General features: G+C 49.5%; 8 protein-coding genes. All 8 read left to right on the top strand.

The genetic code is table 11. The annotated features are described in order from the left end of the window. Window positions 1–122: 122 nt before the first annotated feature. The 8 genes from ACO6UX_RS04795 (at window position 123) to ACO6UX_RS04760 (ending at window position 14,588) form a co-directional block, all read left to right on the top strand. On the top strand, window positions 123–632 hold the full coding sequence (locus ACO6UX_RS04795) for an OmpH family outer membrane protein (protein ID WP_422445349.1): 510 nt from the start codon (window positions 123–125) through the stop codon (window positions 630–632). Between the two features lie 6 nt (window positions 633–638). Next, on the top strand, window positions 639–1,658 hold the full coding sequence (gene lpxD / locus ACO6UX_RS04790; RefSeq protein ID WP_422445347.1) for a UDP-3-O-(3-hydroxymyristoyl)glucosamine N-acyltransferase: 1,020 nt from the start codon (window positions 639–641) through the stop codon (window positions 1,656–1,658). A gap of 313 nt (window positions 1,659–1,971) precedes the next feature. After that, entirely contained in the window at window positions 1,972–2,412 is a 441-nt protein-coding gene (gene fabZ, locus ACO6UX_RS04785) for a 3-hydroxyacyl-ACP dehydratase FabZ (protein WP_422445345.1), read from the top strand. 71 nt (window positions 2,413–2,483) lie between these two features. Then, complete coding sequence (gene lpxA / locus ACO6UX_RS04780; protein ID WP_422446145.1) at window positions 2,484–3,266, top strand: acyl-ACP--UDP-N-acetylglucosamine O-acyltransferase; 783 nt, start codon at window positions 2,484–2,486, stop codon at window positions 3,264–3,266. Then, window positions 3,266–4,456, top strand: a complete 1,191-nt coding sequence (lpxB, locus tag ACO6UX_RS04775) for a lipid-A-disaccharide synthase (RefSeq protein WP_422445343.1) — start codon at window positions 3,266–3,268, stop codon at window positions 4,454–4,456. Before lpxA ends, lpxB begins: the two co-directional genes overlap by 1 nt. After that, entirely contained in the window at window positions 4,453–5,070 is a 618-nt protein-coding gene (gene rnhB, locus ACO6UX_RS04770) for a ribonuclease HII (protein ID WP_422445341.1), read from the top strand. The genes lpxB and rnhB overlap by 4 nt, the downstream gene beginning before the upstream one ends. A gap of 715 nt (window positions 5,071–5,785) precedes the next feature. Then, on the top strand, window positions 5,786–6,190 hold the full coding sequence (locus ACO6UX_RS04765; RefSeq protein WP_422445339.1) for a hypothetical protein: 405 nt from the start codon (window positions 5,786–5,788) through the stop codon (window positions 6,188–6,190). A gap of 589 nt (window positions 6,191–6,779) precedes the next feature. After that, window positions 6,780–14,588, top strand: coding sequence for an AAA family ATPase (locus tag ACO6UX_RS04760; protein ID WP_422445337.1), 7,809 nt, complete (start codon window positions 6,780–6,782; stop codon window positions 14,586–14,588). The last annotated feature ends 123 nt before the right edge of the window (window positions 14,589–14,711 follow it).

Below are 14,711 nucleotides of genomic sequence, written 5' to 3'. Positions count from 1 at the left end.
CTTAAGTCCGACAGGCTCCTAAGCAAATCCCTCATTTAAGAGGGTATTTTACGTAATTAAAAGGTGCTATCAGGCACCTTTTCTTTATAATGCCTTTTTTTACTGTTTTCAGGAGATTTATTTTGAAATCAATCAGACTGGCATTCCTGGCCCTGATTATGCTGGCCCCTCTGGTCAATGCAGCCACTACTGGCAGTAAAGTGGGTGTGCTTGATACGGCGATGGTGTTAAGTGAATCCAATGCCGGCAAACAATACGCCAAAAAGTCTGAAGCCAAGTTCAAGCCTCAGTTAGTCGCTCTGCAGAAGCTTGAGGGTGACGTTCGTAATATGCAGGAAAAACTGCAAAAAGATGGCCCGACTTTGAGCGCCGAGCAGTTGAAAGTTCGCCAGCTGGAGTTGCAGCGCAAGTATGAAGACTTGCAACTGAAAGGACGCCAGTATCAGACTGATAAAGCAGAAGCGGATAATGCTGAGCGTGAAAAGCTGCGGCCAAAACTGCAGACTGCCATCGATAAAGTTATCAGTGAGTTAAAGCTGGATCTGGTCATTGATCGTCAGATGGCCATCTATGGCAGTCCGGGTATTGATATCACTCGCAAGGTCATTGAAAGCCTCAACCAGATGAAGTAATGAATCATGACTGATGTTTATACTTTGTCCCAACTGGCAGAACAGTGTGGTGCCCGGCTGCAGGGAGATGGGGATAAGCAGGTCTCAGGTCTGAATACCCTTCAGGATGCCGGGGGGCATGAGTTAAGCTTTCTGGCCAATCCGGCCTATGCCCGATATCTGGAAACCACTAAGGCCGGTGCGGTTATTCTCTGCCCGGATTCCGCCAGTGGCTTTACCGGAAATGCCCTGGTTCTTGATAACCCATACCTGGGTTATGCCCGGCTCTCCTCCCTGTTCGATACTGACCGTGGTGGCAATGCAGGTATCCACCCCAGTGCCGTGGTTGATGAGACCGCTGTTGTGGATGCGACCGCTGCCATTGGTGCCAACGTTGTGATTGAGGCAGGCGTTCAGATTGCTGCCGGTGTTCGCATTGATGCCGGTACCGTGGTGGGGCACGACTCCGTGCTTGGTGCCGATGTTCACCTCCATCGCAATGTTACGGTCTGCCATGGTGTCACCATCGGTGATCGGACCATCATTCACTCCGGAGCGGTGATTGGTGGTGATGGTTTTGGTAATGCACACGCGGATGGCCGCTGGTACAAAATCAGCCAGATCGGTGGTGTGGTGATCGGCAGTGATGTTGAAATTGGCAACAACACCTGTATTGACCGTGGTGCCCTGGGTAATACGGAAATACACAGTGGTGTCCGTCTCGATAACCTGATTCAGATTGCTCACAATGTGGTGATTGGCGAGAACACGGCTATTGCCGCTGGTGTCGGTATTTCCGGAAGTACAAAGATTGGTAAAAACTGTACTATTGCCGGAGCCGCCGGTTTTGCCGGTCATCTGACCATTGCTGATGGGACGTTTATCAGTGGCATGGCCATGATTACGCGCTCAATTACCAGGGCTGGTTCCTACTCTTCCGGTACTGGTTTTATGGAGAGTCGTGAGTGGCGGAAAAACGTGGTTCGTTTCCGGCAACTGGATGATCTGGCCAGGCGGGTTAAACAGCTGGAGAAACAGTGCGACTGATATAAGTACACTGAAACCCAGGAGGCTGACCGAGAATAGACTGCCCTACCGGCAACTGCTCCTGCGTTGCTCTAGCTCCTGCATCCATGCAGTCGTGCGGTGGCAGAAAATTGGTCTAAAAATCCGCTTTTGTTCGGCAAATAGCCCCGCTATTCACCTCACAAAACCGAATTTTTATCCTCAATTTTCTGCCATCCTCGCTACGGGGTCGCCTAGACGGGCGCTATTCTCGGTCAGCCTCCTGGGGTAAGAATGTTTACGGTAAAGGAAAGGCTGGTTGTCCAGCCTTTTTCTGTTATAGAGTTTAAGGTGAATGAGACGAATTGAGGTAATTAAGGAGATCCTGCCCCATCGATATCCTTTTCTGCTGGTGGATCGGGTTCTTCATGTGGATACAGAAAATGGCACCATCGAATGTCTTAAAAATGTATCCAGTAATGAGCCGCATTTTAATGGCCATTTCCCACAGCATCCGGTGATGCCGGGGGTATTGATTATTGAAGCGATGGCTCAGTCAGCAGGGGTCCTCGGTTACCACATTCGCAAGACGGATGGCGACACAATCTATTTTTTTGCCGGAGCGGATAAAGTGCGCTTTCGCAAACCGGTGGTTCCCGGTGATCAGCTGATTCTCAGGGCAACACTGTTGGCACTGAAACGGGATATCTGGAAATTTGCCTGTGAGGCGGTGGTTGATGGTAATATTGTTTGCTCTGCAGAAGTTACGTGTGCAAGAAAGGAAATAAAATCTTGAGCGACACACTCTCCGTTACTGATTCTGAAGCTGCCGGGGCGGTTGAAGCCATTAGCCCGTTGCAAGCCGATATTCATCCAACCGCCAAAGTTCATCCGTCGGCCATTGTCGAACCGGGTTCCCGTATTGGTGAAGATGTTGAAGTTGGGCCATGGACTTATATTGGGTCGGGTGTTGAAGTGGGTATGGGTAGCCGTATTCACTCTCATGTAGTGATCAAGGGCCCGACGGTGATCGGGAAAAATAACCGTATTTTTCAGTTTTCCAGTGTTGGTGAAGAGTGTCAGGATAAAAAATACGCTGGTGAACCCACTCGCCTGGTGATTGGCGATAACAATACTATCCGTGAAGGCTGTACCATCCATCGTGGCACCATTCAGGATCAATGGCTGACTGCTATTGGCAATAACAATTTGCTGATGGCCTATGTGCATGTGGCCCATGACTGCGTTATAGGCGACAACTGTATTATTGCTAACAATGTGGCACTTGCCGGTCATGTGATGGTTGGTGATAACGCCATCCTGGGCGGTTACACGACGGTGCATCAGTTCTGCAAGATTGGTGCCTTCAGTATGAGTGCTGCCCATACGGCACTGTTTAAAGATGTGCCGGCATTTATCATGTCCAGTGGTAATCCTGCTGAAGCCCATGGTATGAACTTTGAAGGCATGCGTCGCCGGGGATATACGCCTGAACTGATCAGCAAACTGCGACAGTGCTACAAGATCATTTACCGTCAGGGGTTGAGAACGGCTGAAGCGATTGATCGTCTCGAGAGTATGGAGCCGTTACCGGAAATTCAACTGCTGATTGACTCTCTGAAATCATCAAGCCGTGGTATTACCCGGTGATGCAGTCGGCTGTTTCTTCCCCGGGATTATCATTACGTGTTGCATTGGTTGCAGGAGAAGCCTCAGGGGATATTCTCGGGGCCGGGCTGATCCGGGAAATCAAACGACATTACCCGGATGCTTACTGCTATGGCATTGGCGGTTCCCTGATGCAGTCAGAGGGCTTTGACAGCGTGTTCCCCATGGAGCGGTTATCGGTGATGGGGCTGGTTGAGGTTCTCGGGCGTTTGCGAGAACTGCTGGGTATTCGCAAACAGTTGCGGGAGCGACTGATTGCCGATCAGCCTGATGTGTTTATTGGTATTGATGCCCCTGATTTTAATCTGGCGCTTGAACGCAGGCTGAAAGCGGCTGGTATTCCAACCGTGCATTATGTCAGCCCCCAGGTATGGGCCTGGCGTGAAGGTCGTCTGAAAAAAATCCGGCACTCCGTAGACCACATGCTGGCACTGCTCCCATTTGAAGCGGACTATTACAGGGATCATGGTGTACCTGTGACCTTCGTTGGCCACCCCCTGGCTGACCAGATTTCCATGAATCCGGATCAAGACGCAGCCAGACATACCCTGGGTGTCAGTCATGGTGGTGGGCCGGTGATCGGGCTCTTGCCAGGCAGCCGAAAACCAGAGATAGCTAAACTTGGTCAACTATTTCTTGAGACCGCCCGCCTGCTCCGGAAAGATTTCCCGGATGCCCGCTTTTTAATTCCCTGTGCCAATGAGCGTCGAAAAAAGCAACTTCTACCCATTGTCAGTGAGTTTCCGGATCTGGACGTAACGGTCTATGATGGTCAGGCACAATCGGTTATGGCCGCCTCGGATGCGATTCTGATCGCTTCGGGAACCGCTGTTCTTGAGGCTGCACTGCATAAAAAGCCGCTGGTTGTCAGTTATAAAATGGCACCGCTCAGTTTTGCCATTATCAGCCGGATGGTGAAGGTCAAATATGTCGCACTGCCCAATCTTCTGGCCGACAAAGAGCTGGTACCTGAAGTGTTACAGAACGATGCTACTCCTGAAAATCTTCGGGTTTTAATCAAGAAGGCCATTGAAGATCAGGCGTACAGAGATACTCTGAAACACTCTTTTATGGAGATTCACCATCAACTGAAGCAGGATGCCAGCAGGCTGGCCTTTGAAGCGGTGATGTCAGTTATTCAGCGGGCCAGGCAGCGGGTAGAGAGTCAATGAAGCAAAATCAATTTGACTGGTGTGACGCCAGTGACACAGGAATTATTGTTGCCGGTGTTGATGAAGTGGGCAGAGGTCCACTGTGTGGCCCGGTGATTGCTGCTGCTGTCATCCTGGATCCTGCCCGCCCGATTGAAGGTTTGAATGATTCCAAGAAACTGTCGGAGAAAAAGCGAGAGGCGCTTTTTGACGTTATTTGTCATAACGCCCTGGCCTGGTCACTGGGCAGGGCTGAAGTAGCAGAAATTGATGAACTGAATATTCTCCATGCCACCATGCTGGCAATGCAGCGTGCCGTTGAGGGATTATCGGTCAGGCCCGAACTGGCTTATATCGATGGTAACCGCTGTCCAGCGCTTTCCTGTCGTGCTGAAGCCATTGTAAAAGGCGATAGTCGTGTTCCTGAGATTGCTGCCGCTTCCATTATTGCCAAGGTGACCCGTGACCGGGAAATGTTGATTATGGACAGGGAGTGGCCGGGTTATGGCATCGCAGGGCATAAAGGTTATCCTACAAAAGTCCACCTTGAAGCGTTAAGAAAGTTGGGGCCTGCTCCCGTCCATCGTCGTTCCTTCAAGCCGGTTCGGGAGCTCCTGGCTGATGTGGTCAGTTGACATAAAAAGCAACGGACTCAACAAGTCTAGTACATGGTTTCAATGAGTTTGACGGGTTGTCGTGCCTCCGCACTCCGTTCGTCCTGAAGCTTGTCGAAGGACCCATAGGGCCTAAAGGCGGAAACTCCGGACTTTGATAGATCGTGCCAAGCACCCTTCGACTCCGCTCAGGGTGAACGGAGATAGTACACGTCAAACTCATTGAAACCATGTACTAGGCTTGGTCTGTGCAGGTCTTTGGGTCGCAATAATACAGTCATTTCAATGTGGGCGTTGTCAGGTCCGATTTACAGTGTCGGTGAGGAGCTGTTACTGGTACTTTAGCACTAGTGACATTGCGTAGCGCAGGAGGGAGAGTTAACTGCCATGTCTGCTGTGGCCAAATGGTGATAATTCTGAAGGAACTTTTTTTAAATAACTTACTCTAATAAAACACTCACAAACACTGAGTATTTTAAGCATTTCTGAAAACAAGAACCAAGAACCAAGAACCAAGAACCAAGAACCAAGAACCAAGAACCAAGAACCAAGAACCAAGAACCAATAATATGGTCCAGAAAAGCGTTAATACCCGTTCCTCCTGAGCTTGTCGAAGGATGGTGCCACCGTACTTCGACAAGCTCAGTACGAATGGTATGGGTATCAACGTTTAGCTGCACTGGAGCTTTGTTGTTTCAGAAATAAACAATCTTGATTTATAAGAATGAATATGATTATGACTGGTATTACTCAATTTAAGCCTTTTCCGTCTGTGACCAAACAGCCACAACCACCCGTGACCAAACAGCCACAACCAGAGGTACATCCAATTTCAGACTATACCCTTAATTGTGACTCCAGAGTTAAAAAAGATGCTGTCACGACTGTAGGCCTTATCGCGGGGAGTACCAGTTTAGCCACTGTTATTAGCGGTGCTCTTTCCGGCTGGAAACTTGCTGCAGTTATCGCTAGCGCCCTGCCTGTTTGTGTTGCCACCACTGGCGCTGCTGCCTGCGTCTGTGTCTGCATAGATGACTGCCCGTGCTGTAAGCCGCTTCCGGAGCGACAGGTCGAGCACGCCAACCCGGGTTACCTGACCGATGAGGAGCAGTACATAACTCCTGGTGCAGAAAAGCGTTAATATCCGTATACCCCGCTTCAGTACAAATGGTATGGATATCAACGCAACCCGCGACTGCATGGATGCAGGAGCTAAAGCAACGCAGGAGCAGTTGCCGTGCAGGACAGTCTTAAGTAGTTAACCAAATGAAATCATATATTTCTGACTAAGTTGTCAGTCACTCTGCGGCGTTGCAACTCCGGTCACATAGCTACGGCTATGCTCCCTACGTTGCGCCTTGCATAGCAACTGCCCACTTAGCCAGAAATATACGATTCCATTTGGCCAACTACTTAAGTCCAGCAGCCTACTGGCATTGAGAACACGTTAATCGTGTGATTGAAATGTTCCCAGTCGTAAGCTTCCCCTTCAGGTTCCGATCGTGAACTACCTTTTAAATCGAATATCGATCCACTGGGCTTTATCAACACATAGCCTGAACTAAACCGTGGTCAGCTATTTGTGTTCTAAACTACCTGACAATTTTCAGTTCTAACGCAGTATTTCTTGAAAGGTGTCATTTCTGATACCGGGTGTTTTTTTCTGTAAAGAATAGTTCAGCAGTCTGTAATCCAAAAAGAACCTGAAGGTTAATGGAGTGGCGGGATCTATGAACATTCAAAATAGTGGAAACAATGTACAATTGGGATCAGAGCGTAACTTGTCGGCCAAAAAGGCAAAATTGAAGCAACCGTTAAAGCCAGTGGATATGTGCGTTGAAGTACAATCCAGGCTGCATTTAACGTCACCCCGGATTCCGCTGTCTGACAATGCGAGAACTGTATGCTTACAGGTTTCACCAAACCTGAGGTTTTCACATTCCTTTGATTTTCGTTTTGTCGTTAATAATAATCAGGTTCGACATCTTTTATTTGCGCAAACCCATGATGAGCAGCAAGACGTAGTCATTCTTTCTCACCCCGATGATCTCTCGCAGGGGAACCTGCTCAGCCGCTTGAGTATTTCCGGGACCGGTCATCACTCGCTGAAACCGGGCAAGCTATTTGAAAATAACGAGCCTTTGACCCTGGTTATCGATATCCGAATGCTCACCAGTGACGAGCTGCCAAAACTTAATGATTTGCTGGATCCGGATAATCCTTGTCTGTTTGACCAGGTCACTCAGAAAAAACGTGCTCTGGGTGGACATGTTTCGCTGCTGGTATTGGCCAGTCATGAGCAGTTGGCGATGGTGGGGAAAAGTGACGAAGCACCGGGTGCGGATTTCTGGCGACGAATTAATCGACCGGGCAATACCTGGCAGTTTGACGCAGACAATAGCAATCACCAGACAATGGACATCGGTGATGTGTCACCGGTATTGGCTGAACTTCCCCCGGACAGTGCGATGGATGATGGCAATACCGTTATTATCCACTGTTATTTGCACAGTAATTGGCGACAGCTGTTTTTTGGTGGACCCGGGGTGGATAAGCAGGGGCGTATCCGGCACCTGCCAGGCAAATTTGAGCAATTGAAAACCGGGCAGCGGGTGATTCTTAAAGGAGCCGACTGGAGTAATCTGGCATTTGAACAGACCATTCGCCAACTGCTGGCGCAAAAGCGTTATGAGAGCAACGGTGCTGTCTGTACTCTGCCAGAAGATATTCAGTTTTACCGGATGCCAGTGGGAGATGGCGAGCTGCTATCGCTGTTGCAAATCATGGCTAACTCTGGGGATGCAAGACTTGCCAGTAACGAGCCACAAAACCCATTGATTATTAACCATGGCAATATTTTGGAATGGTTGGGGCCAATCAGTATCGGGCAGGAGGGTTTTGCGGTTCCTAACACCAGCTTGCTGGACCAGGTGAAGGCCGGTGACGTGGTGACAGTCACTTCACCTCTCAGTGAAGCGCTCTGGTTTCTGTTGCTGGGTGCACTGCAGAATATCCACCAGACCACAGGGGTAAAACCGAAGCTTCAGGTCGCTCATTCGCAGCGGCAACCGCAATCACTTGGGCTGACAGAAAAAGCCGGGCAACCCGAACTGGCCAGCAGTATTGGCGGTAAAGATAATAACGGGGATTACGCCCCCGTTAACACAGTGACTTATCAGCACAGTGCCCAGGCAAATCACTGGATTAATGGCCATCAGGAAATTCCCCTGGTGATACAGATCAATAGCCAGACCGGCTTCAGCCAGTTGTTTGACAATATCTTTATCACTTCGGAGCAAAAGGCGTATTTTGGCCGCTGTCAGAGCGGCTTGCAGGCAGCTTTGACCACGGGCAAGCCTGTGGTATTCCGGGGGCTGGAGAGTAATCCAAAGCTTCAGCAGCTGCTTGAGCCTCTGGTATCTGGCCAACCCCTGCTGGTTAACGGCATATTACAGGCTTACCCGAAAGCCTGTATCACAGTACTCTGGCCTGAGCTTGCCCAAAGCCCATCCCCGGTATGGAGCGCAATGATCGCCGCTGCAGAGTTGTGTCCACCGGTAGATATCTGGAATATCACCGCGGAACATCATGGTATGTCCCGGACTGAACTCCCGGAACAGGCGCTCGGGCAACTCTGCGAAGCTTTTAAAACCGTACCTGCCACCCTTTGTCATCCATTGCCTGAAATCACAGAAGGGTTGTTGAATAATCTGATATTGGCTGCCCGGCGGGCACAGCAGGTTGACCATGCACCGCAGCTGCAACCCTGCCATTGGCGCAAAGCCATCGATAGCGTATTCAGCCATGGCACCCGGCAGAATCGGTCAGTTCGTGATTTTATGAAGGTGGCTTGCAGACAGCTATTGCCGGATACAGCGCACACTGCCTGGGTGGATCCTGATCGTTTGAATGCTGTCATTAACAGTGCCCAGCCGTTGGACAGGAGTTTTGTCCGCCTCAATGTGTGGCAACTGGCCAGGGCTTTTGGCCCGACTGTATTTGCCAATACTGTATTTGAACAACTGAACCTGTCCTATGAATATCCATTTCAAGCTTGCATGTCCAACGAATGTATGGATTGCCTCTGTGCCTTGATTGTCGCGCAAACGCCCCGGATGCAGCGAAGTTCGGTGGCTTTTCAGCTGCAGGTTGACCCACTGCAGGCAGAGCAGTACCAACAGTTAGCAATCAGGCCAGAAAATCAGATCAGGCGGTTGGAAGATGCGCTGGCTTCTGGCTGGCAGTTACGTCCACATTCAGCACAGACTCGATCTGATGTCATTCATACTCTGGCGATGGATTGTTATCGTGTTAGCCAGGAGAGCGTATCCAGAAATAGTGACCCAGAGCGTATTTCACGCCTGGAGCACCTATTGGTGCAATCACTTGAATGGCAAGGTTGCGCTCAGGCTCCACTTCAGGCGCTGGCCCATGATCTTTTTTACAGTTCGGTTAACCAGAAGGATCGGGAACTTCGTCGTTTATCCAGGCTCCATGACCGGCTTGAGGATTCCCCCGTCATTTTCCTGCAGGGAGAAACCGGGACTGGTAAAAGTTATTTTGCCGCCAAAACTGCCGAGGCGTCCGGATTGGCTTCGCTGATGTCTCTGGGCCCCTGCGACAGCGAACAGACCCTGATGAAACGCTGGCAATGGCGGGAACATACCGGCACCGGGGCTGGTGGTGACCGTTATATGGCATTACAAGACCGGGCGTTACTGGAATGGGCCAATACTCAACCCGCCGCTGCAGGTCATTATATTACAGTGGTTCTGGATGAGGCCAATCTGGCCAACACCGGATTGCAGGCTTCACTGAATGGTTTATGGGAACCGGCACCGTGCATCTATGTTAACGGTCACCCGGTCAAGGTGACTGCTCAGCACCGAGTGATTGTGACCGGTAATCCGGGCCATTACGCCGGACGCCAATTAGACCCAGCGCTGAAGGAGAAACTCCCCGGGGCATACTACCTTCCCTTAAATCGGGCTTTTCTCCGGGACCGGGTGGTTGAACCTGCTCTGCTAAGGCAGTTACAAAGGTATTTGCCAGAACCGCAAACAGACGACATTGTACGTAGCGCCAGTGACCGTGTGATGGTGCTTTGGCAATATTATCCGGAATTGCTGCCGGAACATGAGTTTACCCCCAGGGATTTGACCGATATCTGCAGCTGGGTGGGTTGGTATCTGGATCGTGCATTAGCCACCAGGCACAGACAGGGCAGCGTTACCCGTGAGCAGGTGGATGGGTTGATCTTGCAGAGTTTTCAGGATGTACTGGGCTCAGAAATGCCCGGGGTGAGTCAGGATGCCAGGACAGCACTGGAACTCTGGTTTTCTGCCCGTGACCAGGTAGACAACACTTTGAGAGACCTGGTACATAATCAGGTCCTGGAGGGTATACGAAACACTTTTATCCGGGCGACGTTACAAACCCGGCCTGAATTTGATACCTCCGGATCAGCGGTCAGTGAATTGGTGCAACGGCTTGGTCAGGATTTAAGCCGATGTCAGCAGGCGCATCATCACGTCAGAAAACATCATGGTCGTCAGGCTACCCTGATTGAAGGCCCTGCCGGGCGGGGTAAGGATGTTACCCTGAACCTGTTGCTTGAAAGCTTCAAACAGCAGGTTGCACAGCGGGGAGAATCCATGCCGGAGGTATTTTATTGCAATGCCGGGGATTGCTCCTGGGACAGAGTGTGCGAAGCCATCCAGCGGGCGAAAGTCAATGGCGGCATCGTAGTCATTTCTGAATTGAATCTGATTGATAGCCAGCACCTGGAGGGGGAACTTAATGCTATTCTGGCCGGTGATGCTCATCCGGGTTTCCACCTGTTTGCCACCACCAATCCTCCCCGGTACAGTGGCCGAAAACCGTTATCACCAGCGCTCAAAGGACGTTTCCGCTATTTGCCTATCCGACAATATAATCCGGCGGAACTGCTGGCCATTGTTGAAAAAGTGTTGCCACAAACGCCAGAGGGAAAGTCCGCAGCTGAATTGTTGACACAGTGGCACTGTCAACTGAGGGCCTGTTTGCAACAGCAAGGCCTGCCCTTGCAGCCCACCGGGCTGGATTTACAAAATCTGGCCAGGGCCGTCATTAAAGATGGAGACTTTACCGAAAATGCGCTCCGTCAACACATCAATCATCACTATCAGCTTTATTTTATCGCAGTCAGGGCAACCCTGGAGAAATTGCCAGAATTATCGGCTGTACCCATTGGCCAGCGGGGGATTGATCCTGTACTTTGCAATTGGTTTCACCACACCAGGGCTGGCTCTGATCGCCCCTGGTTGATACGTCGCAGCAATCTCAACCATATTGATGAACAGCACCATGAAATACACATCAAGGCTGACCTGAGTGATGCAGAGGCCCGAACGGAAATCATCAGGCGTGTGGCTCAGGTCCAATGGCTGGCTTCGGGTCTCTCCCCGAAACCGAAAGATGCGGATGATATTCTGACCCAGACTCTTTATCGATACTGGCAGCACTGCTGGTTTGATCACAGGTTTAATCAGACTGGGGTGGAGGCAAATACTGTTTTTACCCTGACGGATGCCCAAAAGCAAACCCTGAAAATGTCCATTAACCAGCCATATTTCCGGGAAGCTGACAAACAGATAAGTGCATGGGATGCCAACAAGGTTTTTTTGTGGCCTGCCTTTTGGCAGAAAATTTCACGGATAGTATCAAACCCCGTCAGACACTATTCCGGCAGTGGCAGAAAAAGGTCAGATTCTCACAGTTCCGGCGCGGAAGCGGTGGGACATAAACTGGCAAAAATTGAGGGACAATATCCTGGTGCTGTTTCAGCCAATAGTGGCGATACACACAACGCTCCGGGAAAGCCACTCTCTGAAGCTGCTCAATCTGCACCACGGGAAAATGCCAAAACAGAGGCTGCCACTATCTGTGCAAACGATACCCTGCCTCTTGATAATCAGGCAGAGCTACCCGCCAAAACGGTTCATTATCTGGATGTTGATACCGCTTATGAACACAGAGCGTTACGTCAGTTGGTGGAGAGAAAGATTTTTGCCTCTCGTGAAAGTCCCGGGATGTATCGCCTGGAGGTCTTTGATGTGGCTTTGAATAATCAGGGTAATGTTGAACTACGCAGTTTTAGCCCCGGGGCGCACGGTCTTGAGCTGGTGTTTCCTTCCACTCTGCCTGATGGAGAAGTAACCCTGGGCAGCGAGCAGAGTCTGGGTGTTCATTGCCTGCGGGTAAACAAGGATAAGTATTTTTACCTGCCAGGTCTGAACCCGGATGAAACTATCCAGGCTTTCCGAATAAAACCGTCTCTGGATTACCGGTTGATAAAAGACAGGTATACAGGTCTTCACATGGTGCGTTTTCCAAATGTCGGTGATGGTCAGGAAATAACAGTTAATTACGTTGTAGAAAAAAGAGTGACAGAAAGTTCGTGTAAAAAACCATCGGTCGAAACGTTGGATTTAGTGCAGCAATCTGGCGACGCGAGGTTAGACTGCACTGTTTCTGAACCCATGAAATTACAATTAACTGAATTCTTTAACGGCTTTGCAGCAGCTGATATGGCAGAGAATCAAAAGGAACAGATTCGTTGTATTCAGTCGGCAAAGATCCTGAAAGATCGCATTGCTGCAATAGCAGAGTATTGCAAAAATTTTAAGGGCTTAGAGAAGTATGAAGGTGGCGAAGGCTTTTTCCGCTTTCTGCTGTGGCGTCAACAGGGCAAGTGTCAACACAGAACGCCCATATTTGTGGCGCTCTGCCGCTATTTTGGAATTCCTGCACGCGCAGTAAGCGGTAAATACCACCTATATCCGGAGTATTCACTGGATGGCGGAATGAGCTGGAAGTCAGAGGATCTCGGAGGCGCTCCTGTACAGGTAAAACGAATCGAACCTGACTTTCAGCCTTTCAGGCAGGGAAGTGGTTCCAGCACCGAGTCAAAGAAGATTAAGGCGTTTCTGGAAAGTGCTGATCCAGAGCAACTGCAGCGCCTTGCCAAAGCTTATGGTCGGAGTGTCGAAGATCTGCACAAAGCCCTTGAGGCAGGCTGTGCATTACCAAATAAAACGCCAGGTACCAGCGAGGTGGTACAAAGGCTTTGGAAAGACAAAGACTTAACCGGTTTTTCTCTGGGAGTCTCAATTCTGGTAAAGAAAGAGACACTGAACTTTGAGGAATCTCGGTTGATTGGCAAGGTGTTTTGTAGGCATACCGTTACCTACTATAAACCGATGTCTGAGGCGGTGAGTCAAATATTGTCCAGCAGTAGTGAAGATCAGGTGACCGGGCTGCTCAAGGCGCTCTACTCAAAAACGGTTGTTCACAACCGTTATGGAGATCATGACGATTGGCTGGGTTCAATGGTGGATATACTGACAGAGAGTAATTTAGCCCACCCCCCAGTCATTCATTTTGCCGTTGAAGCATTCAAGGCGGGTTGGCTAAGACCCCCGCAAAGTTACCCTAGCAATATTGTTCCAGCTGGTAAGTATCATGACCTGATGGTACGTCTGGAAACTGTAAAGGAATTGAAGGCTCAGACCGTCAGTTACCTGGAACATTGGTATAAAGCATTGCTGACTCCGTTGGGGAATAGCCAGAATTGGCTGAGTCGTTACGATTGGGAACTGAAAGGAAACGATCATTTTTTCGTAACCCAAAGCTTTAATGGGGTTTCGCCATTCCTGGAAGAAAAAATCGACTGTTCGTCTTTACAGTTGTCCTGGACGAACAACCCTGAGGGCATTCCGGACATTGAGCGAATGTTGGTGCGAAAACCCGCTTTTCCACAATTTAACGCCAGTAAGACTGGCATTCGCCCGGTTATTATACTGGGTAAGCCTGAGTGGGCCTACACAGTTATCGCGGATGAAGTAGAAGCCCATTATTCATCAGAACCATGGCAGGTTATGGAAAAAAACTTCAGATTTAATCTGACATACGATCAATATCGCGCTGAAGTTTGTAAAGTATCCGGAAAACATACTAATAAAACTCACAGGAATGTTCGTCTTCCAGCGAAGCGGGAAGGTAGTCGAGATCAAAAAGAGTCTGAAGAGATTAATAAAAAAACCAAGGAAATCTTCGCAAGGTACATGCCAATTATAAATTCCCTCCGTGTGTCTGGTAATGACCGTTCAAGTGTCCCTGAAACTGTCGTTAAACAGGCTATTTACCAGGCATTCATTTATTACCTGTATCATATGACAAAAACCAGGGGCAGTCGTTTAACTTATTGTTTTCTGGAGGCCGATGTCGGACGCAGATATTCCAACAGATATGGTGCCCATGAGGTATCCTCACCGGAAGAGCTGTATGCCATGATGATTAAAACACAGAATAATTCTGCTCTTGAAAGATCTGTTAAGGCCCGTTATCTGAGGCAGGCACACAACTCGGGCAATGCGCTGGTGCTTAAATCTGAGGAATTAACCACCATTGCCAGGGAATTCCTGAATACGGTAAATTTTAAGTCGATTTATGAGTCACTGCTAAATGCCCGGGATCCTGTCGGATTTAAGCGTACTTAGCGAGGATTGCGAAAAATTGAGGATAAGTAACTGCTCAAAATTTGGTGGAAAGTCCCATTTCAAGACACCCAGATCAAAACTCAGGTAGACAACATTGAGTTATTTACGGTTCCAGTTGAACTA

It is taken from the genome of Endozoicomonas sp. ALB091, from assembly GCF_049310265.1.
Taxonomy (GTDB): Bacteria; Pseudomonadota; Gammaproteobacteria; order Pseudomonadales; family Endozoicomonadaceae; genus Endozoicomonas.
The sequence above is the reverse complement of the archived record's forward strand: the minus strand, read 5'-3'. Positions and strand labels throughout refer to the sequence as shown.